Annotated in this window: 17 protein-coding genes, 5 tRNA genes and 3 rRNA genes; 21 read left to right on the top strand and 4 right to left on the bottom strand. The window is 53.6% G+C overall.

The window, feature by feature from the left end; genetic code table 11:
• Nucleotide 1: 1 nt before the first annotated feature.
• The 3 genes from tatB (at nt 2) to tatD (ending at nt 2178) form a co-directional block, all read left to right on the top strand.
• Entirely contained in the window at nt 2-529 is a 528-nt protein-coding gene (gene tatB / locus RCF31_RS11915; protein ID WP_313683539.1) for a Sec-independent protein translocase protein TatB, read from the top strand.
• A gap of 2 nt (nt 530-531) precedes the next feature.
• The gene (gene tatC, locus RCF31_RS11910) at nt 532-1308 is read left to right on the top strand and encodes a Sec-independent protein translocase subunit TatC (protein WP_310617298.1); all 777 of its coding nucleotides are present in this window, start codon (nt 532-534) and stop codon (nt 1306-1308) included.
• An 87-nt stretch (nt 1309-1395) separates the two neighbouring features.
• Nucleotides 1396-2178 carry a 3'-5' ssDNA/RNA exonuclease TatD gene (tatD, locus tag RCF31_RS11905; protein WP_416410629.1) on the top strand — a complete coding sequence of 261 codons (783 nt, stop codon included), beginning with the start codon at nt 1396-1398 and terminating at the stop codon, nt 2176-2178.
• On the opposite strand, the gene rfaH is transcribed toward tatD, so the two are convergent.
• The gene (rfaH, locus tag RCF31_RS11900) at nt 2175-2663 is read right to left on the bottom strand and encodes a transcription/translation regulatory transformer protein RfaH (RefSeq protein ID WP_208713605.1); all 489 of its coding nucleotides are present in this window, start codon (nt 2661-2663) and stop codon (nt 2175-2177) included. The two genes, tatD and rfaH, sit on opposite strands and share 4 nt — an antisense overlap.
• 208 nt (nt 2664-2871) lie before the next feature.
• Here rfaH and pepE point away from each other — a divergent pair, with 208 nt between their 5' ends.
• From pepE to fre, 3 genes are all read left to right on the top strand, one after another.
• A complete protein-coding gene (gene pepE / locus RCF31_RS11895) occupies nt 2872-3603 on the top strand; it encodes a dipeptidase PepE (RefSeq protein WP_416410627.1) in 732 nt (243 codons plus the stop codon).
• 74 nt (nt 3604-3677) lie between these two features.
• The gene (gene ubiD / locus RCF31_RS11890; RefSeq protein ID WP_208713607.1) at nt 3678-5162 is read left to right on the top strand and encodes a 4-hydroxy-3-polyprenylbenzoate decarboxylase; all 1485 of its coding nucleotides are present in this window, start codon (nt 3678-3680) and stop codon (nt 5160-5162) included.
• Between the two features lie 42 nt (nt 5163-5204).
• Nucleotides 5205-5906 (top strand): NAD(P)H-flavin reductase, encoded by a 702-nt coding sequence (fre, locus tag RCF31_RS11885; protein ID WP_416410624.1) that lies wholly within the window; start codon nt 5205-5207, stop codon nt 5904-5906.
• 52 nt (nt 5907-5958) lie between these two features.
• Here the strand turns inward: fre and fadA are convergent, their stop codons facing one another.
• The gene (gene fadA, locus RCF31_RS11880) at nt 5959-7122 is read right to left on the bottom strand and encodes an acetyl-CoA C-acyltransferase FadA (protein ID WP_416410622.1); all 1164 of its coding nucleotides are present in this window, start codon (nt 7120-7122) and stop codon (nt 5959-5961) included.
• Between the two features lie 10 nt (nt 7123-7132).
• The gene (gene fadB / locus RCF31_RS11875; RefSeq protein WP_416410620.1) at nt 7133-9316 is read right to left on the bottom strand and encodes a fatty acid oxidation complex subunit alpha FadB; all 2184 of its coding nucleotides are present in this window, start codon (nt 9314-9316) and stop codon (nt 7133-7135) included.
• A gap of 187 nt (nt 9317-9503) precedes the next feature.
• Between fadB and pepQ the strand changes: the two genes are divergently transcribed.
• The 10 genes from pepQ (at nt 9504) to birA (ending at nt 21064) form a co-directional block, all read left to right on the top strand.
• Nucleotides 9504-10835, top strand: a complete 1332-nt coding sequence (gene pepQ / locus RCF31_RS11870) for a Xaa-Pro dipeptidase (RefSeq protein ID WP_313683543.1) — start codon at nt 9504-9506, stop codon at nt 10833-10835.
• Nucleotides 10835-11452 (top strand): IMPACT family protein, encoded by a 618-nt coding sequence (locus RCF31_RS11865; protein WP_416410617.1) that lies wholly within the window; start codon nt 10835-10837, stop codon nt 11450-11452. The genes pepQ and RCF31_RS11865 overlap by 1 nt, the downstream gene beginning before the upstream one ends.
• A gap of 28 nt (nt 11453-11480) precedes the next feature.
• Entirely contained in the window at nt 11481-12932 is a 1452-nt protein-coding gene (trkH, locus tag RCF31_RS11860; RefSeq protein ID WP_084871748.1) for a Trk system potassium transporter TrkH, read from the top strand.
• A gap of 17 nt (nt 12933-12949) precedes the next feature.
• Nucleotides 12950-13486, top strand: coding sequence for a menaquinone-dependent protoporphyrinogen IX dehydrogenase (hemG, locus tag RCF31_RS11855; RefSeq protein WP_416410615.1), 537 nt, complete (start codon nt 12950-12952; stop codon nt 13484-13486).
• Nucleotides 13487-13869: 383 nt separating this feature from the next.
• Nucleotides 13870-15411: ribosomal RNA gene (locus RCF31_RS11850) — 16S ribosomal RNA — on the top strand.
• A gap of 89 nt (nt 15412-15500) precedes the next feature.
• Nucleotides 15501-15575: transfer RNA gene (locus RCF31_RS11845), tRNA-Glu, on the top strand.
• A gap of 216 nt (nt 15576-15791) precedes the next feature.
• Nucleotides 15792-18696, top strand: a 23S ribosomal RNA gene (locus tag RCF31_RS11840).
• Between the two features lie 106 nt (nt 18697-18802).
• Nucleotides 18803-18918, top strand: a 5S ribosomal RNA gene (gene rrf, locus RCF31_RS11835).
• Together the 16S, 23S and 5S rRNA genes with 1 tRNA gene alongside form the textbook arrangement of a ribosomal RNA operon.
• 149 nt (nt 18919-19067) lie before the next feature.
• Complete coding sequence (murB, locus tag RCF31_RS11830; RefSeq protein WP_416410613.1) at nt 19068-20105, top strand: UDP-N-acetylmuramate dehydrogenase; 1038 nt, start codon at nt 19068-19070, stop codon at nt 20103-20105.
• Nucleotides 20102-21064, top strand: a complete 963-nt coding sequence (gene birA, locus RCF31_RS11825) for a bifunctional biotin--[acetyl-CoA-carboxylase] ligase/biotin operon repressor BirA (protein ID WP_416410611.1) — start codon at nt 20102-20104, stop codon at nt 21062-21064. Before murB ends, birA begins: the two co-directional genes overlap by 4 nt.
• Before the next feature lie 81 nt (nt 21065-21145).
• On the opposite strand, the gene coaA is transcribed toward birA, so the two are convergent.
• Nucleotides 21146-22096, bottom strand: a complete 951-nt coding sequence (gene coaA, locus RCF31_RS11820) for a type I pantothenate kinase (protein ID WP_416410609.1) — start codon at nt 22094-22096, stop codon at nt 21146-21148.
• 529 nt (nt 22097-22625) lie between these two features.
• On the opposite strand from coaA, the gene RCF31_RS11815 reads away from it, so the two are divergent.
• The 5 genes from RCF31_RS11815 to tuf all read left to right on the top strand — a co-directional run bounded on the left by RCF31_RS11815 (nt 22626) and on the right by tuf (nt 24433).
• Nucleotides 22626-22701, top strand: a tRNA-Thr gene (locus RCF31_RS11815).
• Nucleotides 22702-22708: 7 nt separating this feature from the next.
• Nucleotides 22709-22793: transfer RNA gene (locus RCF31_RS11810), tRNA-Tyr, on the top strand.
• Nucleotides 22794-22985: 192 nt separating this feature from the next.
• Nucleotides 22986-23060, top strand: a tRNA-Gly gene (locus RCF31_RS11805).
• 5 nt (nt 23061-23065) lie between these two features.
• A tRNA-Thr gene (locus RCF31_RS11800) sits at nt 23066-23141 on the top strand.
• A gap of 107 nt (nt 23142-23248) precedes the next feature.
• Nucleotides 23249-24433, top strand: a complete 1185-nt coding sequence (gene tuf, locus RCF31_RS11795) for an elongation factor Tu (protein ID WP_084877335.1) — start codon at nt 23249-23251, stop codon at nt 24431-24433.
• Nucleotides 24434-24561: the final 128 nt, after the last annotated feature.

Genomic DNA, 24561 nt, shown 5'->3' with positions numbered 1-24561 from the left:
TGTGTTCGACATTGGTTTTAGTGAACTGGTATTGGTGTTCGTTATCGGGCTGATTGTTCTCGGTCCGCAACGATTACCGGTTGCGGTAAAAACCGTAGTGGGCTGGATTCGCGCAATCCGCTCGCTGGCGGCTAACGTGCAGAATGAACTGGCGCAGGAACTGAAACTGCAGGAGCTGCAGGATAGCCTGAAGAAGGTGGAAGAAGCGGGCCGTGGCACGCTGTCACCGGAACTGAAAGAATCGATGGAAGAGTTGCGTAAAACCGCCGATTCCATGAAACGTTCTTATCAGCAGAGCATCGATATAGAGAAAGCGGAAGATGAAGCGAATACCATTCATACGCCGCCACCTGCTGCTCCTGTGCCACCGGTAACGCCTGCGACAGCAGTAACGCCCGCAACAGCAGAACATCAGGCCAGCGCGCCAGCGCAGGCACCGCACGCTGCTCCGTCTGCCGTGGACAAACCCGACACCGCCAGTGCGCCTCGCAGCACAGCGCCAACTCCTTCTGCAAATGATGAACGATAAACATGGCCGTTGAAGATACACAACCGCTCATCAGCCATCTGATTGAGCTGCGCAAGCGTCTGTTAAACTGCATCATCGCGGTATTTGTCATCTTTCTGGCGCTGATCTACTTCGCCAATGATATCTACCATATTGTGGCAGAGCCGTTGATCAGGCAGATGCCAGCCGGTGCCACCATGATTGCGACCGAAGTCGCATCGCCGTTCTTTACCCCGATAAAGCTCACCATCATTGTTTCGGTGTTTCTGGCCGTACCGGTGATTCTGTATCAGGTATGGGCGTTCATTGCGCCTGCGCTGTATCGCCATGAGCGCAAGCTGGTGATGCCGCTGCTGTTCTCCAGCACGCTGTTATTTTACGTCGGTGTGGCTTTTGCTTACTTCGTCGTGTTCCCGCTGGCGTTTGGCTTCTTTGCTAAAACCGCGCCGCAGGGCGTGCAGATCGCCACGGATATCACCCACTATCTCGACTTCGTCATGACTCTGTTCCTGGCATTTGGGGTAGCGTTTGAGGTGCCGGTGGTGATTGTGCTGCTGTGCTGGACCGGGATCACCACGCCGGAAGATCTGAAAAAGAAACGTCCCTACATTCTGGTTGGCGCGTTCGTTGTTGGGATGTTGCTCACACCACCGGATGTTTTCTCACAAACTTTGCTCGCTATTCCGATGTACTGCCTGTTTGAAGTCGGCGTATTCTTCTCCCGCTACTATGTGGGGAAAGGACGAAAGTCGGAGTCGGATTCAGAATCGGTTGACGAGGAACATCACACCGAATCCTGATATCCAGGCTGAGTATCCCGCGTGCGAGCGGGATGATGATGAATCTGAACCGCCCGCTTGTTGGGCGGTTTTTATTTGGGAAAAAACATGTTTGATATCGGTGTAAACCTGACCAGCACGCAATTCGCCAAAGATCGCGAACAGGTGGTGACGCGTGCGCGCGACGCAGGCGTCACCGGCCTGTTAATCACTGGCACCAACGCGCTGGAAAGCCAACAGGCACAGCGGCTGGCTGCATTGCATTCTGGCTACTGCTGGTCAACCGCAGGCGTGCATCCGCACCATGCCAGCGAATGGTCGGCAGAAACCGCCAACACCCTGCGCCGCCTGGCAGAAAGTGAGCAGGTGGTGGCGATTGGTGAATGCGGACTGGACTTTAACCGCAACTTCTCCGCGCATGACCAGCAGGAATACGCCTTCGATGCGCAACTGCAGCTGGCGGCTGAATTACAGCTGCCGGTATTTCTGCATTGCCGCGAAGCGCACGCGCGTTTTGCTGCGATTCTGCAACCCTGGCTGCCAAAACTGGTGGGTGCGGTGGCGCATTGTTTTACCGGCACGCGCGAAGAAATGGAGTCCTGCCTGGCGCTGGGGCTGTCAGTGGGAATTACCGGCTGGGTATGCGACGAACGCCGTGGCATGGGGCTGCGTGAACTGTTGCCATTGATTCCGGCTGACCGCCTGCTGCTGGAAACCGATGCGCCTTATTTGCTGCCGCGTGATATGCATCCGCGTCCGACGTCGCGTCGTAATGAACCGTGTTTTCTGCCGCACATCGTGCAGCAAGTGGCGTTATGGCGTAATGAGGATGCAGCAACGCTGAGCGCACAGGTGGATTACAACGCGCGCCAGCTGTTCAGATTGGTTTAGGCTTTGCGGAACTGTTTGTTATCGACGCTGCGCATAACCTGCTTATTCAGCAGGTTCAGCAGCAGGATGGAACGGGTTTCGCCATCCGGCTCGGCAAAAATGGCACGCAGACCTTCGAAGGTGCCATCGGTGATGATCACTTCATCACCGACCTGTGGCGTTTCCGGATCCAGCAGGATCTGTGGCGCGTCACTTTGCAGTGCTTCGATCACTTCATACGGCACCGTCGCCGGCATCGCCCCGAAGCGCACGAAGTGGCTGACACCACGCGTGCTGCTGATGGTGGTGGTATGAATCGCTTCCGGATCGAATTCAATAAACAGATAGTTGGGGAACAGCGGTTCACTTACGGTGGTGCGTTTGCCACGAACGATTTTTTCCAGAGCAATCATCGGGCTGAGGCAATTTACCTCCTGCCGCTCAAGATGCTCTTTCGCGCGCAATAGCTGTCCACGTTTGCAATAAAGTAAGTACCAGGATTCCATAACTGCTCCCAAAGAATGGACGCTAAGAATAGCAAACCTGCTTTCAGAGTTATAGCGCATCGGCCGGGGTAAACGCAGCTGTAAAACAAATTTCACTACGATTTTTCTGAGTCTGAGCCCTTTTTGATCGTTTTCTGTAAGAAAATTGACGTCTGGCAATCTTCTGTATCAGACTCCTTCACCATCTTATGAATGAAAGGACCGTCTGATGGAACTGTTCCTGTTAAGCAACGGCAAGCTGGCCGACGATGCTCCGTTGCTGAGTTATGCCCACCCACAGCTTCATGCGATGATTTCACAACGCGGTATTACTTCTGCGGTGCTGGTACCCTACGCCATTATTCGTGGTGATCATGCCCAGCGCGCGCAGGACCTGAGCGATTCACTCGGTATTCAGGTGCGCACCGTGCATGAGTTCGCTACTCCGGTCGAAGCGATTGAACAGGCAGAACTGATTCTGGTGAGCGGCGGCAACACCTGGCTGCTGAACCAGATGCTGCATGAACAGGGTTTGATTGTGGCGATCCAGCGGGCGGTGCGTGAACGTCACGTACCTTACGTTGGCTGGAGCGCCGGTTGCAACGTGGCGACACCTTCCATCCGTACCACCAATGATATGCCGGTGCGCAGCAGCGTGGTGTTGCCTGCGCTGGGGCTGTTCCCGGTACAGATCAATCCGCATTACCTCGATGCACACGTCAGCGGCCATATGGGGGAAACCCGGGATGAGCGTCTGGCAGAGTTCTGTGCGGTCAACCCGAGCGAATCGGTGATTGCGCTGCGCGAAGGCAGTTTCCTGCATGTCAGCGAAGATCGTCTGCGTTACTACAGCGCGCGTGGTGAAGATTTTAAAGTTTTCCGCCACGGTGAACCCATTGCTGCGCACCACGATGTGCTGGCGTTGCAATCGCTGGTGCCATTCTCCTGTCAGCCCGCCTGACGCAGAAACCTCAACAAGCCTGCGGAATCGGCCCTATAATGGCCGATTATCTCAGGCCGGAAAGCTAACCCTACATGAAATATCAGGATTTACGTGATTTCCTTGCGCTGCTGGAGCAGCGGGGCGAGTTAAAACGCATCACTCAGGCGATCGATCCCGAACTGGAGATGACCGAAATTGCTGACCGTACCCTGCGTGCGGGCGGTCCGGCGCTGCTGTTCGAAAACCCGAAAGGCTACAACATGCCGGTGCTGTGCAACCTGTTTGGTACGCCGAAACGCGTGGCGATGGGCATGGGGCAGGAAGAGGTTAGTGCGCTGCGCGAAGTGGGCAAACTGCTGGCATTCCTGAAAGAACCTGAGCCGCCAAAGGGCTTTCGCGACCTGTTTGACAAGATGCCGCAGTTTAAGCAGGTGCTGAACATGCCGACCAAACGGCTGCGTAATGCGCCTTGTCAGGAAGAAGTATTCAGCGGTGATGAGGTCGATTTATCGCGCATTCCAGTGATGAAATGCTGGCCGGATGATGCCGCACCGCTGATCACCTGGGGCCTGACGGTGACGCGCGGACCGCATAAAGAGCGCCAGAATCTCGGGATTTATCGCCAGCAGGTGATTGGCAAAAATCGTCTGATTATGCGCTGGCTATCGCATCGCGGCGGCGCGCTCGATTTCCAGGAGTGGTGTAAAGCTCACCCCGGCGAGCGTTTTCCGGTTTCTGTCGCCCTCGGTGCTGACCCGGCAACCATTCTGGGTGCGGTGACTCCGGTACCGGATACCTTATCGGAATACGCCTTCGCGGGCCTGCTGCGTGGCAATAAAACCGAAGTGGTGAAGTGTCTGTCTAACGACCTCGAAGTCCCCGCCAGCGCTGAAATCGTGCTGGAAGGTTACATCGAGCCGGGCGATATGGCGCCAGAAGGCCCGTACGGCGATCACACCGGCTACTACAATGAAGTAGATAACTTCCCGGTGTTTACCGTGACGCACATAACGCAACGTCGTAACCCGATTTATCACTCAACCTATACCGGCCGTCCACCGGATGAACCGGCGGTGCTGGGCGTGGCGTTAAATGAAGTGCTGGTGCCGATTCTGATCAAACAGTTCCCGGAAATTGTGGATTTCTATCTGCCACCGGAAGGCTGTTCGTATCGCCTGGCAGTAGTGACGATGAAAAAACAGTATGCCGGTCATGCGAAGCGCGTGATGTTTGGTGTCTGGTCGTTCCTGCGGCAGTTCATGTACACCAAATTTGTTATTGTGTGTGACGATGACGTCAACGCGCGCGACTGGAATGATGTGATTTGGGCGATTACTACGCGTATGGACCCGGCGCGCGACACGGTGCTGGTTGAGAACACGCCAATCGACTACCTCGATTTCGCCTCGCCGGTCTCCGGGCTGGGGTCGAAGATGGGACTCGATGCCACCAATAAATGGCCAGGCGAAACGACGCGTGAGTGGGGAACCCCGATTGTCAAAGATCCGGCGGTGACGGCGCGCATTGACGCCATCTGGGATGAGCTAGGTATCTTTGCCGAGCCGCCGCAGCGCTGACGGCGGTGAATAACCATAAAAACGACCCGACAGAGGGAACGCATGACAACGTTAAGCTGTAAAGTGACTTCGGTTGAAGCGATTACTGATACCGTCTACCGCGTCCGTTTAATTCCGGAAGCGAATTTTAGCTTTCGTGCCGGACAGTACCTGATGGTGGTGATGGACGAACGGGATAAACGCCCGTTTTCCCTGGCGTCCACGCCGATGGAAAAAGACATCATCGAGCTGCATATCGGCGCATCGGAGCTTAATCTCTATGCCATGGCGGTGATGGAACGTATCCAGAAGCAGCGTGAAATCACCGTAGACATGCCGCATGGTGATGCCTGGCTGCGTGAAGATAGCGATCGTCCCATCATCCTGATTGCGGGAGGAACCGGATTCTCCTACGCCCGTTCCATTCTGCTGACCGCACTGGCACAGCAGCCCGATCGTGATATCGCGATTTACTGGGGCGGCCGTGAACTGACTCATCTCTACGATCTCGATGAACTGAATGCGCTGGCGGTTAAGCATCCCAATTTGCAGGTGATCCCGGTGGTTGAACAGCCGGAAGCGAGCTGGCAGGGACGTACCGGTACGGTACTGACGGCTGTGATGCAGGACTACGCTTCATTGAGCGGGCACGATATTTATATCGCTGGCCGGTTCGAAATGGCGAAGATTGCGCGTGAACGCTTTTGTGCGGAACGTGGTGCGCTGGAAGCACAGATGTTCGGCGATGCTTTTGCGTTTATCTGATCGGGTAAAAAGCCCGCCCGAGAGGGCGGGAAATCATGCAGTGGTCAACGTATTACAGACGTTCGAATACGGTTGCGATGCCCTGACCTAACCCAATACACATGGTCGCCAGGCCAAACTGCACATCGCGTTTTTCCATCAGATGCAGCAATGTGGTGCTGATGCGTGCACCGGAACATCCCAGCGGATGACCGAGTGCAATTGCGCCGCCATTCAGATTCACCTTCTCATCTATCTGTTCCAGCAGGCCTAAATCCTTCAGGCAGGGTAGTGTCTGGGCGGCGAAGGCCTCGTTGAGCTCGAACAGGCCAATATCCTGCACTGTCAGACCGGCGCGCTTCAGCGCCAGCTTACTGGCTGGCACCGGGCCATAGCCCATAATGGAAGGATCGCAGCCGACCACCGCCATGCTGCGAATGCGTGCGCGGGGTGTCAGGCCCAGTTCGCGCGCCCGGCTTTCGCCCATAATCAACATTGCGGCCGCACCGTCGGAAAGGGCCGAGGAAGTACCGGCAGTGACGGTACCGTTGATCGGGTCAAATGCCGGTTTTAGCGCGGCTAATCCTTCCAGGCTGGCATCTTCGCGGATCACTTCATCGGCGTCATAGCGTTTCAGTACGCCATCAACATCGTGACCATAGGTCGGGATAATTTCGCGCTTAAAATCGCCGCGCTGGGTGGCCTGCCAGGCACGCTGATGTGAGCGCAACGCAAAGGCATCCTGTTGTTCGCGGCTGATATGATGCATACGCGCCAGCATTTCGGCAGTCAGCCCCATCATCCCTGCGGCTTTCGCCACCGTACGGCTCAGGCCAGGGTGGAAATCTACACCGTGGCTCATCGGCACGTGGCCCATATGTTCGACACCGCCAATCAGGCAACTTTGCGCATCGCCTACCATAATGGCGCGCGCCGCATCGTGCAGTGCCTGCATCGACGACCCACATAAGCGGTTCACGGTGCTGGCGGGTACGCGATGCGGGATCTCTGCCAGCAGCGCCGCATTACGGGCAATGTTAAAACCCTGCTCCAGCGTTTGCTGTACGCAGCCCCAGATGATGTCATCCAGCGTGGCGGGATCGAGCGCTGGGTTGCGGCTGAGTAATTCACGCATCAGATGTGCTGAGAGATCCTCTGCGCGTACCTGACGAAACGCACCGCCTTTGGAACGGCCCATCGGTGTGCGGGCGGCATCGATAATAACGACATTTTCCATTGTAAAATCCTCAGGCAGTTTGCAGCGCGGCTTCATCAATCGGAAGAGCTGCGGGATACCAGCTTTGATGCTGATGGGCCATATGTACCAGTAACTCCGGCAGCGCATACAGCGGGCCGAGTGCGGTATAACGTTTCGCCTGATCCACCACTGTGCTGTTCCCCAGCGTATCCATATAACGGAAGGCACCACCGCGGAACGGCGGGAAGCCGAGACCATAGACCAGCGCCATGTCTGCTTCGGCGGGAGAGGCGATAATCTTCTCTTCCAGGCAGCGCACTACTTCATGCAGCATCGGCAACATCATGCGGTTGGTAATCTCTTCATCACTGAAGACGCGTTTCGGCTGGCACACGTGCTGCAACAGGGTATCGACCTCGGCATCGGCTTGTTTCTGTGCCTTGCCCTTTTTGTCCTCTGTCCAGCGCCAGAAACCCAGACCGTTTTTCTGACCGTAGCGCCCGGCCTCGTAAAGTACGTCGATGGCGTCGCGATAATCTTTCTGCATCCGTGACGGGAAGCCCTGCGCCATCACCTGCTGGGCGTGATGGGCAGTATCAATGCCAACCACATCCAGCAGCCACGCCGGGCCCATCGGCCAGCCAAACTGTTTTTCCATCACTTTGTCGATCTGATGGAAATCGGCACCGTCGCGCAGCAGCAGACTGAAGGCGGCAAAGTACGGGAATAGGACGCGGTTAACAAAGAAGCCGGGACAGTCATTGACCACGATGGGCGTCTTGCCCATTTTGCTGGCCCAGGCGACGACTTTACCAAGTGTCTCCTCAGAGGTTTTTTCCCCACGAATCACTTCAACCAGCGGCATGCGCGGCACCGGATTGAAGAAATGCATGCCGCAGAAGTTTTCAGGTCGTTGCAGCGCCTGCGCCAGCTGGCTAATCGGAATCGTCGAGGTGTTCGACGCCAGAATGGCGTCATCACGCAGATGTTGCTCGGTCTCGGCCAGCACTTTGGCTTTGATTTGCGGGTTTTCCACCACCGCTTCAACTACCACATCGGCGCGTTCAAATCCGGCGTAGTCCAGTGTGGGCTGGATAGTGGTCAGCACGCTGGCGAGTTTCGCACCATCAATCTTGCCGCGCTCCAGCTGCTTATTCAGCAGTTTGCTGGCCTCTTTCATACCGAGCGCCAGTGCCTGTGGATTGATATCTTTCATCTGCACCGGCACGCCTTTCCATGCTGACTGCCAGGCAATGCCGCCGCCCATAATGCCCGCACCGAGCACCGCCGCCTGCGCCGGGGTGCTGGTGGCATTCCCCCGTTTTTTGGCTAATCCTTTGACGTATTGATCGTTAAGGAAGATGCCGACCAGCGCGCGTGCTACGTCACTTTGCGCCAGTGGCACAAAGGCAGCGGTTTCCAGTTTTAATGCGTCATCACGGCCGAGGCCAGCGGCGGCTTCAATGGTTTTTACCGCCGTGATGGGGGCCGGATAATGTTTGCCTGCGGTTTGCAGCACCATGCTTTTGGCGATGGTGAAGCTCATGGCGGCTTCGATCGGGCTGAGTTTCAGCGGTGCCAGCTTCGGTGCGCGACGTGCCTGCCAGCTGCCCTGGGTGATGGCGTCCTGGAGTATGGTTAATGCGGCGCTGCGCAGTTTATCGCTACTCACGACCGCATCGACCAGGCCCAGTTTCAGGGCGCTGATGCCATCGACATCTTTGCCAGCGGCGATAATCTCCAGTGCGCTGTCGGCACCGAGCAAACGCGGCAGGCGGACGCTGCCGCCAAAACCGGGCATGATGCCCAGTTTAGTTTCCGGCAGACCAATGCGGGTTTGTGCGGTGGCGATACGGAAGTCGGTGGCGAGTACGCACTCGCAGCCACCGCCCAGTGCATAGCCGTCGATCGCGGCAACGGTGGGGACCGGCAGATCTTCCAGGCGATTAAAGATGCTGTTGGCAAAGGCCAGCCACTGGCTCAGCTTTTCAACCGGGGCATCGAACAGGGAAAGAAATTCGGTGATGTCGGCACCAACGATAAACGCTGGTTTCGCCGAAGAGAGCAGCAGGCCGCGCAGTGCAGGCTGTTGTTCCAGTACACCCAGCGCCTCACCCAGGGAGGCAACGGTTTTGGTATCGAGTTTATTCACCGAACCGGGTGCGTCAAAAACCAGCTCGGCGATGCCATCGTCAAGCCAGCGAACAGAAAGGGTATCGCCTTGGTAGAGCATATCCGTCTCCTGAAACCGCGAAAGTTGATCTGGTCATACCAGATGATCGTGAGTGTGAGTGTCATGTTAATTTTTTGCAAACGAGAGTTTGCTTATTTGATACAGCGATCACAGCGTGCGGGGGCACGGCAACAAGGACACGGCTATGCTACACTGCGGCCATTTTCGCGATATCGGAGACAAGTCCATGGATTCACTGAAGACCCTGTATCACGCGCATATCAACACGCTGCAACAGCGTGCGCAGCAGGTGCTGGCGCGTTTTAAACTTGATGCCATGCTGATTCATTCTGGCGAGTTGCTGACCGTGTTTCTCGACGATCATGACTATCCGTTCAAAGTGAATCCGCAATTCAAAGCCTGGGTGCCGGTCACGCAGGTGCCGAACTGCTGGTTATGGATCGACGGCGTGAATAAACCGAAGCTGTGGTTTTATTCGCCGGTGGATTACTGGCACAACGTGGAGCCGCTGCCCAATAGCTTCTGGACCGGGGACGTTGACGTTATCGGCCTGAAAAATGCCGATGAGATTGGGCAACTGCTGCCAGCTCAGCGTGATAATGTGGCTTACATCGGGCCGGTGCCAGCGCGTGCCACGCAGCTGGGTATCAAAGCCGACAGCATCAACCCCAAAGGGGTGATCGATTTCCTGCATTACCACCGCAGCATCAAAACCGATTATGAACTGGCCTGCATGCGTGAAGCGCAAAAGCTGGCAGTGGCCGGGCATCGCGCCGCCAAAGAAGCCTTTTTCTCTGGCATGAGCGAGTTTGATATCAACATTGCCTACCTGAGCGCCACCGGACATCGCGATATCGACGTGCCTTACGGCAACATCATCGCGCTGAATGAACATGCCGCCGTGTTGCATTACACCAAACTGGATCATCAACCACCGGCGAAACGTCATAGCTTTTTGATCGATGCCGGGGCGGAATATCTGGGCTATGCGGCCGATTTGACCCGCAGCTATGCCGCACAGGCGAAATCGCGCTATGCCGAAATGGTTGAGGCGATGAATAAGGAGGAACTGGCGCTGATCGCGACCCTCAAGGCTGGCGTGCGCTATACCGATTACCATCTGCAGATGCATCAGCGCATTGCGCGCATGCTGCTGAAGTTTGACCTGGTGAAAGGGCTGAGCGAAGAAACGCTGGTGGCGGAAGATTTAACCGGTCCGTTCATGCCGCATGGTCTGGGCCACCCGCTCGGTCTGCAGGTCCACGACGTTGCTGGCTTTATGCAGGATGATAACGGCACGCATCTGGCTGCTCCGGCGCAATATCCGTATCTGCGTTGCACCAGAGTACTGGAGCCAGGCATGGTGATGACCATCGAACCGGGTTTCTACATTATCGATTCCCTGCTGTCGTCGCTGCGCAGCGGCAAATATAGCCAGCACTTTGACTGGCAGGCGATTGATGCGTTGAAACCTTATGGCGGGATTCGCATTGAGGATAATGTGGTGATCCATGCCAATCGGATTGAAAACATGACGCGCGATCTGCATCTGGCCTGATGAATGCTTATGACATTCCCGCTGAGGCTGTGAGTCTCAGCGAGGAAACCATCAAGAAAAGCCGCTTTATTACGCTGCTGGCGCATACCGACGGCGTAGAAGCGGCGCGTGCTTTTGTGCAGCAGATTAAAGCTGAACATCCCACGGCCCGCCATCACTGCTGGGCATGGGTAGCCGGTGCACCGGATGATTCACAGCAGCTTGGCTTTTCTGATGATGGTGAACCCTCGGGTACGGCGGGAAAACCGATGCTGGCGCAGCTGATGGGGAGCGGTGTCGGTGAAATTACCGCTGTTGTGGTGCGTTACTATGGCGGCATTATGCTTGGTACGGGTGGGCTGGTGAAAGCCTATGGCGGCGGTGTCCAGCAGGGTTTAAAGCAGCTGACACGTTGCCGTAAAGTGCCGATGCAATCTTTTACTCTGCAATGCGAATATGCACAGTTCAGTGATATTGAACGTCTGCTGCAGCGCTTTGACGGCAGAGTGGAAGCGAGCCATTATCTGGATCGCATTACGCTGCAACTGGCATTACCGCATAGCCAGATCGAAGGCTTTCGGCAAAACCTCTCTGACTACAGTCGGGGCGTGCTGACGCTCATCCCGCTGGAAAACTAAGAATATCTCTTTGAAAGGAAACGGCTGAATGCATTTTCGCGCCATTACCCGCATTGTGGGCCTGCTGGTGATTCTGTTCTCAGTGACCATGATCGTGCCCGGTCTGGTGGCCCTGATTTATCGTGACGGTGCCGGACGGGCGTTCAGTCAGACCTTTATGATGGCGCTGGTGATTGGCTCATTATTGTGGTGGCCCAATCGCAAGCAGAAAACGGAACTGAAGCCACGCGAAGGGTTTCTGATCGTGGTGCTGTTCTGGACCGTGCTGGGCAGCGTGGGGGCGATGCCGTTTATGTTTGCCGAGCAGCCGCATTTGTCGGTGACCGATGCCTTCTTCGAATCCTTTTCAGGATTGACCACCACCGGAGCGACAACGCTGGTGGGATTGGATTCACTGCCGAAAGCGATTCTTTTCTATCGTCAGATGCTGCAATGGCTCGGGGGGATGGGGATTATCGTGCTGGCGGTGGCGATCCTGCCAATTCTTGGGGTAGGGGGGATGCAGCTGTACCGCGCTGAAATGCCGGGACCGCTGAAAGATAACAAAATGCGCCCACGGATCGCGGAAACGGCCAAAACATTGTGGCTGATCTATGTGTTACTCACCGTAGCCTGTGCCGTAGCGTTGTGGCTGGCGGGAATGCCGGTGTTTGATGCCATCGGCCATAGTTTTTCCACCATCGCTATCGGTGGCTTCTCCACCCATGATGCCAGCATCGGTTACTTCAATAGCCCGACCATTAATACCATCATCGCAGTATTCCTGCTGATCTCCGGCTGTAACTATGGTTTGCACTTCTCTTTACTGAGCGGGCGTAGCCTGAAAGTGTACTGGCGTGATCCGGAGTTCCGGATGTTTATCGGCGTGCAACTGACGCTGGTGGTGATCTGCACGGTGGTATTGTGGTTCCACGATGTCTATTCCAGTGGCCTGCAAACGCTGAATCAGGCCTTTTTCCAGGTGGTCTCCATGGCGACCACTGCCGGGTTTACTACCGATAGCATTGCCCGCTGGCCGTTATTCCTACCGGTACTGCTGCTGTGTTCCGCCTTTATTGGTGGTTGCGCGGGTTCTACCGGCGGCGGTCTGAAGGTCATCCGTATTCTTCTGTTATGTAAACAAGGTTCGCGTGAGCTGAAGCGCCTCGTCCATCCGAATGCGGTTTACACTATTAAGTTAGGTAACCGTGCTCTGCCGGAACGTATTCTGGAAGCCGTATGGGGATTCTTCTCCGCTTATGCGCTGGTGTTCCTTGTCAGCATGCTGGCGATTATCGCTACCGGCGTGGATGACTTTTCCGCCTTTGCTGCTGTCGCCGCAACCCTCAACAACCTCGGACCGGGCCTTGGCGTGGTGGCCGATAACTTTGCTTCTATGAATGATGTGGCGAAGTGGATTTTGATTTCGACCATGTTATTTGGTCGTCTTGAGGTGTTTACCTTATTGGTTCTCTTTACCCCCACCTTCTGGCGCGAATGATAAAGCAGGATTGTGTGATGAAAGCGTTGATTGTTTACTCCAGCCGTGACGGGCAAACCCAAAAAATTGCCGGACGCATTGCGCAAACCCTGGCACCCCAGCAGCTGTGTGATGTGATTGATGTGCAGCAGAGCACTTCCCTCGACTGGGCGCAGTATGATCGCGTGCTGATCGGTGCATCAATCCGCTATGGTCATTTCCATCCTGCTTTAATGAAATTTGTCACGACGCATCTGACGCAGCTGCAACAGCGTGCCAGTGGTTTCTTCAGTGTGAACCTGACGGCGCGTAAAGCGGATAAATGCACGCCGGAAACCAATGTCTATACCCACAAGTTTCTGGCACAGTCACCCTGGCAACCCGATTGCTGTGCGGTGTTTGCCGGGGCACTACGTTATCCGCACTATCGCTGGTTCGATCGCGTGATGATTCAGTTGATTATGCGTATGACGGGTGGCGAAACCGATACATCGAAAGAAGTGGAGTATACCGACTGGCAGAAAGTCGCTCTTTTTGCCCGGGATTTTGCGCAATTGCCAGGCAAAACGTTGTGAAATAAAGCGTTTTGGTGAAATTTAGGCCGAACGATAATTTTTTTGCAATAAACGCTTGTCACTCAGAATTATCTCCCTATAATGCGCCTCCACTGACACGGCAAAGCGGCAACGCAGACGGGTCAGCAAGGGACGAAGTGATTCATCCCGCCGGAGAAAATCGCTGAAAAAAGTGATTGACTCTGAAGGAGGAAAGCGTAATATACGCCACCTCGCGACAGGCGGTTAACCCGCTGCCCGCACTGCTCTTTAACAATTTATCAGACAATCTGTGTGGGCACTCGCAGGATTGATATCAAAAGTCCACGGACTTAAAAAATATCAAGTCTCAAGAGTGAACACGTAATTCATTACGAAGTTTAATTCTTTGAGCATCAAACTTTAAATTGAAGAGTTTGATCATGGCTCAGATTGAACGCTGGCGGCAGGCCTAACACATGCAAGTCGAACGGTAGCACAGGGGAGCTTGCTCCCCGGGTGACGAGTGGCGGACGGGTGAGTAATGTCTGGGGATCTGCCCGATGGAGGGGGATAACTACTGGAAACGGTAGCTAATACCGCATAACGTCGCAAGACCAAAGTGGGGGACCTTCGGGCCTCACACCATCGGATGAACCCAGATGGGATTAGCTAGTAGGTGGGGTAACGGCTCACCTAGGCGACGATCCCTAGCTGGTCTGAGAGGATGACCAGCCACACTGGAACTGAGACACGGTCCAGACTCCTACGGGAGGCAGCAGTGGGGAATATTGCACAATGGGCGCAAGCCTGATGCAGCCATGCCGCGTGTATGAAGAAGGCCTTCGGGTTGTAAAGTACTTTCAGCGGGGAGGAAGGGTGTGAAGTGAATAGCTTCATGCATTGACGTTACCCGCAGAAGAAGCACCGGCTAACTCCGTGCCAGCAGCCGCGGTAATACGGAGGGTGCAAGCGTTAATCGGAATTACTGGGCGTAAAGCGCACGCAGGCGGTCTGTCAAGTCGGATGTGAAATCCCCGGGCTTAACCTGGGAACTGCATTCGAAACTGGCAGGCTTGAGTCTCGTAGAGGGGGGTAGAATTCCAGGTGTAGCGGTGAAATGCGTAGAGATCTGGAGGAATACCGGTGGCGAAGGCGGCCCCCTGGACGAAGACTGACGCTCAGGTGCGAAAGCGTGGGGAGCAAACAGGATTAGATACCCTGGTAGTCCACGCCGTAAACGATGTCGACTTGGAGGTTGTGCCCTTGAGGCGTGGCTTCCGGAGCTAACGCGTTAAGTCGACCGCCTGGGGAGTACGGCCGCAAGGTTAAAACTCAAATGAATTGACGGGGGCCCGCACAAGCGGTGGAGCATGTGGTTTAATTCGATGCAACGCGAAGAACCTTACCTGGCCTTGACATCCACGGAATTTGGCAGAGATGCCTTAGTGCCTTCGGGAACCGTGAGACAGGTGCTGCATGGCTGTCGTCAGCTCGTGTTGTGAAATGTTGGGTTAAGTCCCGCAACGAGCGCAACCCTTATCCTTTGTTGCCAGCGATTCGGTCGGGAACTCAAAGGAGACTGCCGGTGATAAACCGGAGGAAGGTGGGGATGACGTCAAGTCATCATGGCCCTTACGGCCAGGGCTACACACGTGCTACAATGGCGCATACAAAGAGAAGCGACCTCGCGAGAGCAAGCGGACCTCATAAAGTGCGTCGTAGTCCGGATTGGAGTCTGCAACTCGACTCCATGAAGTCGGAATCGCTAGTAATCGTAGATCAGAATGCTACGGTGAATACGTTCCCGGGCCTTGTACACACCGCCCGTCACACCATGGGAGTGGGTTGCAAAAGAAGTAGGTAGCTTAACCTTCGGGAGGGCGCTTACCACTTTGTGATTCATGACTGGGGTGAAGTCGTAACAAGGTAACCGTAGGGGAACCTGCGGTTGGATCACCTCCTTACCTGAAGATACTTTCCCGCGAAGTGCTCACACAGATTGTCTGATGAAAACGTAATGAGCAAGACGGCTGCGAAGTCGTGACACATTCGTGTCCCCTTCGTCTAGCGGTTAGGACTCCGCCCTTTCACGGCGGCAACAGGGGTTCGAATCCCCTAGGGGACGCCACTTGCTTGGTGACAGGTGAAAGGTGTCGCTGCTCAGTATCTCAAAACTGGCTTACGAGTCACGTTTGAGATATTTGCTCTTTAACAATCCGGAACAAGCTGAAAATTTGAAACGACGCGTTGTTTCATTTCTCCGTAATAAGAAATGAAAGCGGCGCGTTCGAGTCTCTCAAAAGCTTGCGATTCATAAGCGTTGCAAAACGCCTGTGGGTTGTGAGGTTAAGCGACTAAGCGTACACGGTGGATGCCCTGGCAGTCAGAGGCGATGAAGGACGTGCTAATCTGCGAAAAGCGCCGGCAAGGTGATATGAACCGCAACAGCCGGCGATGTCCGAATGGGGAAACCCAGTGCACTTGTGCACTATCGTTAACTGAATACATAGGTTAACGAGGCGAACCGGGGGAACTGAAACATCTAAGTACCCCGAGGAAAAGAAATCAACCGAGATTCCCCCAGTAGCGGCGAGCGAACGGGGAACAGCCCAGGACCTGAATCAGTTTGTGTGTTAGTGGAAGCGTCTGGAAAGTCGCGCGATACAGGGTGACAGCCCCGTACACGAAAATGCACAGACTGTGAGTCCGACGAGTAGGGCGGGACACGTGGTATCCTGTCTGAATATGGGGGGACCATCCTCCAAGGCTAAATACTCCTGACTGACCGATAGTGAACCAGTACCGTGAGGGAAAGGCGAAAAGAACCCCGGCGAGGGGAGTGAAACAGAACCTGAAACCGTGTACGTACAAGCAGTGGGAGCATCCTTTTGGGTGTGACTGCGTACCTTTTGTATAATGGGTCAGCGACTTATATTCTGTAGCAAGGTTAACCGTATAGGGGAGCCGAAGGGAAACCGAGTCTTAACCGGGCGTTAAGTTGCAGGGTATAGACCCGAAACCCGGTGATCTAGCCATGGGCAGGTTGAAGGTTGGGTAACACTAACTGGAGGACCGAACCGACTAATGTTGAAAAATTAGCGGATGACCTGTGGCTGGGGGTGAAAGGCCAATCAAACCGGGAGATAGCTGGTTCTCCCCGAAAGCTATTTAGGTAGCGCCTCGTGAACTCATCTCCGGGGGTAGAGCACTGTTTCGGCTAGGGGGCCATCCCGGCTTACCAACCCGATGCAAACTGCGAATACCGGAGAATGTTATCACGGGAGACACACGGCGGGTGCTAACGTCCGTCGTGAAGAGGGAAACAACCCAGACCGCCAGCTAAGGTCCCAAAGTCATGGTTAAGTGGGAAACGATGTGGGAAGGCACAGACAGCCAGGATGTTGGCTTAGAAGCAGCCATCATTTAAAGAAAGCGTAATAGCTCACTGGTCGAGTCGGCCTGCGCGGAAGATGTAACGGGGCTAAACCATGCACCGAAGCTGCGGCAGCGACACTTATGTGTTGTTGGGTAGGGGAGCGTTCTGTAAGCCGCTGAAGGTGGACTGTGAGGTCTGCTGGAGGTATCAGAAGTGCGAATGCTGACATAAGTAACGATAAAGCGGGTGAAAAGCCCGCTCGCCGGAAGACCAAGGGTTCCTGTCCAACGTTAATCGGGGCAGGGTGAGTCGACCCCTAAGGCGAGGCTGAAAAGCGTAGTCGATGGGAAACAGGTTAATATTCCTGTACTTGGTGTTACTGCGAAGGGGGGACGGAGAAGGCTAGGTTATCCGGGCGACGGTTGTCCCGGTTTAAGCGTGTAGGTGTGAAGACCAGGCAAATCCGGTCTTCTTTAACACTGAGGCGTGATGACGAGCCACTACGGTGGTGAAGTAACTGATGCCCTGCTTCCAGGAAAAGCCTCTAAGCTCCAGGTAACACGAAATCGTACCCCAAACCGACACAGGTGGTCAGGTAGAGAATACCAAGGCGCTTGAGAGAACTCGGGTGAAGGAACTAGGCAAAATGGTGCCGTAACTTCGGGAGAAGGCACGCTGGCATTAGGTGAAGGGACTAGCTCCCGGAGCTGAAGCCAGTCGAAGATACCAGCTGGCTGCAACTGTTTATTAAAAACACAGCACTGTGCAAACACGAAAGTGGACGTATACGGTGTGACGCCTGCCCGGTGCCGGAAGGTTAATTGATGGGGTTATCCGTAAGGAGAAGCTCTTGATCGAAGCCCCGGTAAACGGCGGCCGTAACTATAACGGTCCTAAGGTAGCGAAATTCCTTGTCGGGTAAGTTCCGACCTGCACGAATGGCGTAATGATGGCCAGGCTGTCTCCACCCGAGACTCAGTGAAATTGAAATCGCTGTGAAGATGCAGTGTACCCGCGGCAAGACGGAAAGACCCCGTGAACCTTTACTATAGCTTGACACTGAACATTGAGCCTTGATGTGTAGGATAGGTGGGAGGCTTTGAAGCGTGGACGCCAGTCTGCGTGGAGCCGACCTTGAAATACCACCCTTTAATGTTTGATGTTCTAACGTAGGCCCGTAATCCGGGCTGCGGACAGTGTCTGGTGGGTAGTTTGACTGGGGCGGTCTCCTCCCAAAGCGTAACGGAGGAGCACGAAGGTTGGCTAATCCTGGTCGGACATCAGGAGGTTAGTGCAATGGCATAAGCCAGCTTGACTGCGAGAGTGACGGCTCGAGCAGGTGCGAAAGCAGGTCATAGTGATCCGGTGGTTCTGAATGGAAGGGCCATCGCTCAACGGATAAAAGGTACTCCGGGGATAACAGGCTGATACCGCCCAAGAGTTCATATCGACGGCGGTGTTTGGCACCTCGATGTCGGCTCATCACATCCTGGGGCTGAAGTAGGTCCCAAGGGTACGGCTGTTCGCCGTTTAAAGTGGTACGCGAGCTGGGTTTAGAACGTCGTGAGACAGTTCGGTCCCTATCTGCCGTGGGCGCTGGAGAATTGAGGGGGGTTGCTCCTAGTACGAGAGGACCGGAGTGAACGCACCACTGGTGTTCGGGTTGTCATGCCAATGGCATTGCCCGGTAGCTAAGTGCGGAAAAGATAAGTGCTGAAAGCATCTAAGCACGAAACTTGCCCCGAGATGAGTTCTCCCTGACCCCTTGAGGGTCCTGAAGGGACGTTGAAGACGACGACGTTGATAGGCCGGATGTGTAAGTGCAGCGATGCATTGAGCTAACCGGTACTAATGACCCGTGAGGCTTAACCTTACAACGCCAGAGGCGTTTTGGTTGAGAGACCAGAGAAGATTTTCAGCTTGGTTCATCCGGATAGATTCGTGCGGCCTGAGAGGGCGGTGCGGATAAACAGAATTTGCCTGGCGGCTGTAGCGCGGTGGTCCCACCTGACCCCATGCCGAACTCAGAAGTGAAACGCCGTAGCGCCGATGGTAGTGTGGGGTCTCCCCATGCGAGAGTAGGGAACTGCCAGGCATCAATCAAGTGAAGAAGCCCTGAACGAAAGTTCAGGGTTTCTTTACGTCCGCAAATCAGCCTCTGAGCAGTGAAAAACACGAAAACATCCCACTCGTAACAATCTGATCAGGTAAACTACGGCCAGATTAATCAGTTAAGGCCGTGAAATGTCCAGCCCCAACACTTCTCTTAAAGCTTTCAATACACTTGGCCTTGAGGTCAGTGCGAGAAATATCGTTATTGCCAATACTGCAGAAGCCATCATTGAAGCCTGGCAAGGCAGTACCGCTCAGAAACAACCTTTTATGATACTTGGTGGCGGCAGCAATGTACTGTTTCTCGAAGACTTCAACGGTACTGTGGTGATCAATACAATCAAAGGCATAGCCATAGAAGAACATCCCGAAGCATGGCAACTGCATGTTGGAGCGGGAGAAAACTGGCATGAACTGGTTGAGCAAACTTTAAAGAAAGGCATTCCTGGTCTGGAGAATCTCGCCTTGATACCGGGTATGGCTGGCTCGGCACCAATTCAAAATATTGGTGCGTACGGTATCGAATTTAAAGATATCTGCCACTATGTTGAAGCCATACATCTACCCACCTGCCAGACGGTTCGGCTGTATCGCGAAGAGTGCGAGTTTGGCTATCGTGACAGTATTTTCAAACATGCGATGAAGAATGACTATGTCATCGTCGCAGTAGGATTACGTCTGCCTAAGCAATGGCAGCCAGTACTGAGTTATGGTGATTTGGCACGGCTTAATCCGGCAACAGCCAGCGCGTGGGATGTATTTAATGCTGTCTGTCAGATGCGTCAGAGCAAGCTTCCTGATCCGCGGATAACAGGAAATGTGGGCAGTTTCTTTAAAAATCCACTGATCACCGCCACTCAGGCCGCAGCATTGTGTACTCAATGGCCAACGATCCCGCTCTATCCCCAACCTGAAGGTGAAGTGAAACTTGCTGCCGGTTGGCTGATCGATCAATGTCAGCTGAAGGGGCATCAGGTGGGCGGTGCTGCAGTACATCGCCAGCAGGCACTGGTGCTGATTAATGAAAATCAGGCAACACCTCAGGATATTGTTCAGTTGGCACGCGAGGTGAGAAACCACGTCGGTGAGAAATTCAATGTCTGGCTGGAGCCGGAAGTTCGCTTTATCGATGCGCATGGCGAACGTAACGCCGTAGAGGTGATTTCATGAAAGACCATAGTGTACCGCTAAAATTGGTCGCTTTACTCGCAGATGGAGAATTTCATTCGGGGGAGCAACTGGGCGAAGTTCTGGGTATGAGCCGAGCCGCAATCAACAAACATGTTCAAACGTTGAAGAGCTGGGGACTGGATGTTTATACCGTTACGGGTAAAGGATACAGCCTGCCAGCCCCCATTCAGTTGCTGAATGAAGAAGAAATTGTATCGCAGCTGAATCAACCTAATTTGTCTGTGATCCCTGTAATTGATTCGACGAACCAATATCTGCTGGAGCGGATGGATCAGTTGGTATCGGGTGATGCTTGTATTGCGGAGTATCAACAGGCAGGACGTGGGCGTCGTGGCAGACAATGGTTTTCACCCTTTGGTGCCAACCTGTATATGTCGATGTACTGGCGTCTGGAGCAGGGACCAGCCGCTGCAATGGGGTTGAGCCTGGTCATCGGTATCGTGATGGCGGAAGTTATTCAGTCCCTTGGCGCGAACGATGTACGGGTTAAATGGCCCAACGATCTCTATCTGCACGATCGAAAACTGGCTGGTATCCTGGTTGAACTTACCGGTAAAACCGGCGATGCAGCCCAGATTGTAATTGGCGCAGGAATTAACCTCGCGATGCGTTCCGAAGGCGCGTCACAAATTAACCAGGGTTGGATTAATTTGCAGGAAGCGGGGATCGACATCGATCGTAATCAGCTGGCCGCAACATTGATTAATCGTTTACGCGAAGCTTTACCATTGTTTGAGCGTGACGGCCTGGATCCCTTTATTGAACGTTGGGATATGCTCGATAACTTCATTAATCGTCCGGTCAAATTGTTAATTGGTGACCGTGAAGTTTATGGCATTGCGCGTGGCGTGGATAAGCAAGGTGGCTTGCTGCTGGAGCAGGATGGTGAAACTAAGGCATGGGTTGGTGGGGAAATTTCATTACGACCAGATAATTAACCACCAGACTAATATATGGCTGTGATTTTTTCATTTACAGTATTACTGCCCTAAAAAATTCAGGGCAGTAATGTTTATTATTTATTTCCTTAAACGTACATGTTGCACGGCATGATCGGCTGACTTGGTCATGATCAGGCTGGCACGCTCACGTGTAGGTAATATATTTTCCTTTAAATTCATCCAGTTGATTTCTTTCCACAGCCCGCGCGCAATATTCACAGCTTCTTCTTCTGGAAGTTGCGAATAATGATGGAAATAAGAATCAGGATCGCTGAATGCCCCTTCTCTGAATTTCAGGAAACGGTTGATATACCAGCTTTCAAGCAGGTCTTCGGGGGCATCGACATATATAGAAAAGTCGACAAAATCTGAAACAAAGACGTGATGAGGGTCGTGTGGATAATCCATACCACTTTGCAGCACGTTTAAACCTTCGAGAATCAGGATATCAGGTTGCTGCACAACTTTATCACCATCCGGAATAACATCATAAATCAGATGCGAGTAAACCGGTGCTGTAACCTGGCTGGCTCCGGATTTTAGGTCGGAAACAAAATTGACCAGACGGTGCATGTCATAGGACTGCGGGAAGCCTTTCTTCTTCATCAACCCACGTTCTTTTAACACCGCATTGGGATGCAGAAAGCCATCGGTGGTGATCAACTCTACTTTGCGATGCTCAGGCCAGCGGCTGAGTAACGCCTGCAGTACACGCGCAGTGGTACTTTTTCCTACTGCCACACTACCCGCGATACTGATGATGTAAGGAATTTTTTGGGCATTAGTCCCAAGAAATTGCTCGAGTACGGCCTGACGTCGCAGATTAGAACTGATGTAGAAATTTAACAGGCGTGACAGCGGCAAATAAATCTCGGCGACCTCTTCCAGCGAAAGGTCTTCGTTAATGCCGCGCAATCGGTCAATTTCACCCTCAGCCAGCGTCATTGGCACAGAGTCACGCAAGGCTGCCCATTGCTGACGGTTGAACTGTAAATAGGGTGTTGTGAGTGGCGTCGTTTTTTTACTCATAAGCATGCATCTGACCGCAAATTCTGGCTCATCTACACCTTGCAGCATCAGGCATACAGCGATGTGTCGAACTCAGTTGCACGTCACAGGGGTAATTTAACGAGAACAATGGGCAGGAGGGTAACACCAGTGTGACTTTAAAAAGAAGTAAAATGATAAACGCAAGCACGCTTTCGTAATCGCGCCCGCATTTTTCTTGTCGCTCAGTAGGTTGTCACAAGAGTTTATGGGGAGCTGACTGGCAGGCATATGAATTTGTTTAAACACCAGGTGTTAACGGAGTAAGGTGGTGGCACTGAGTAAAATAATATGATGGAAGGGCACTCGTCTCAGAATTGTCGAGCCATTATGAGAAAGGCATGCAAAAGTTGAGGCGCGGCGCGGGTAAAAAAGCAGCACCACTGGACAAAATTGCTGCATTTTATGATTGATTTGCGAGGATTTGCACAAATAGTAAGCGATAGTGCAATTTTGGCAATTTTTTTGTTGCATCCTGCATCGGCTCTTCCTAGAATGCGCGTCACTTGATGCCGGCTTAGCTCAGTTGGTAGAGCAACTGACTTGTAATCAGTAGGTCACCAGTTCGATTCCGGTAGCCGGCACCATCAAGTAGGTGGGATTCCCGAGCGGCCAAAGGGAGCAGACTGTAAATCTGCCGTCACAGACTTCGAAGGTTCGAATCCTTCTCCCACCACCATCTCAACCTCTTGGTTGAGCGTCAGATGAAGTCACCGTCTGATGGGTGAGTTAAACTCTCTCACCTTCGAATTCAGACTGAGCATTGGCGCAGTCAAAGTGTTAGTCGGAAACACTGACTGACTCGAATAATAGAAGGTCTTCTTTTATTATTCATAAGCTACAGAAAGAACAGGTAGCCGAGTTCCAGGATGCGGGCATCGTATAATGGCTATTACCTCAGCCTTCCAAGCTGATGATGCGGGTTCGATTCCCGCTGCCCGCTCCAGATGTGCTGATATGGCTCAGTTGGTAGAGCGCACCCTTGGTAAGGGTGAGGTCCCCAGTTCGACTCTGGGTATCAGCACCACTTCCTTTATCTCTCTCCTGATTCTCTCTCTGTAAAACTAACAGTCAGGCATAGCCTGGTTGATGTGACGATATCTTTGATATATCCGTGTCTTAGAGGGACAAGCGATGGCTAAAGAGCAATTTCAACGTAACAAACTGCACGTAAACGTGGGCACCATCGGTCACGTTGACCACGGTAAAACCACTCTGACTGCTGCGATCACCACCGTTCTGGCTAAAACCTACGGCGGCCAGGCGCGTGCATTTGACCAGATCGACAACGCGCCGGAAGAGAAGGCTCGTGGTATCACCATCAACACTTCACACGTTGAGTACGAAACCCCGACTCGCCACTACGCGCACGTTGACTGCCCGGGCCACGCCGACTACGTGAAAAACATGATCACCGGTGCTGCTCAGATGGATGGCGCAATCCTGGTTGTTGCTGCGACTGACGGCCCGATGCCGCAGACCCGTGAGCACATCCTGCTGGGTCGTCAGGTTGGCGTTCCTTACATCATCGTGTTCCTGAACAAGTGTGACATGGTTGATGACGAAGAGCTGCTGGAACTGGTTGAGATGGAAGTTCGTGACCTGCTGTCACAGTACGACTTCCCGGGCGACGACACCCCGATCGTTCGTGGTTCAGCGCTGAAAGCGCTGGAAGGCGAAGCAGAGTGGGAAGCGAAAATCGTTGAGCTGGCTGGTCACCTGGATACTTACATCCCGGATCCGGTTCGTGCCATCGACCTGCCGTTCCTGCTGCCGATCGAAGACGTATTCTCAATCTCTGGCCGTGGTACCGTTGTTACCGGTCGTGTTGAGCGCGGTATCGTGAAAGTAGGCGACGAAGTTGAAATCGTTGGTATCAAAGCGACTGCAAAATCAACCTGTACTGGCGTTGAAATGTTCCGCAAACTGCTGGATCAGGGCCAGGCTGGTGAAAACTGTGGTGTTCTGCTGCGCGGTATCAAGCGTGAAGACATCCAGCGTGGTCAGGTACTGGCTAAGCCGGGTACCATCAAGCCGCACACTCAGTTCGAATCAGAAGTGTACGTACTGTCTAAAGACGAAGGCGGCCGTCATACTCCGTTCTTCAAAGGCTACCGTCCTCAGTTCTACTTCCGTACAACTGACGTAACCGGTTCAGTAGAACTGCCGGAAGGCGTAGAGATGGTAATGCCGGGCGACAACATCAAAATGGTTGTCACCCTGATTCACCCGATCGCGATGGACGAAGGTCTGCGCTTCGCAATCCGCGAAGGCGGCCGTACCGTTGGTGCGGGCGTTGTTGCTAAAGTTATCGCTTAATCTCGATAATATTTGACGCAATGCACACGGAAAGGGCATCATTTGATGCCCTTTTTGCACGCTGTTGTATAGAACCTGGCTCATCAGTGATTTTCGATCATAATCATTGCTGAGACAGGCTCTGTTAA

The organism is Pantoea sp. App145, assembly GCF_047947045.1.
Classification (GTDB): domain Bacteria; phylum Pseudomonadota; class Gammaproteobacteria; order Enterobacterales; family Enterobacteriaceae; genus Pantoea.
This window is presented reverse-complemented; position numbering and strand designations above follow the sequence as displayed.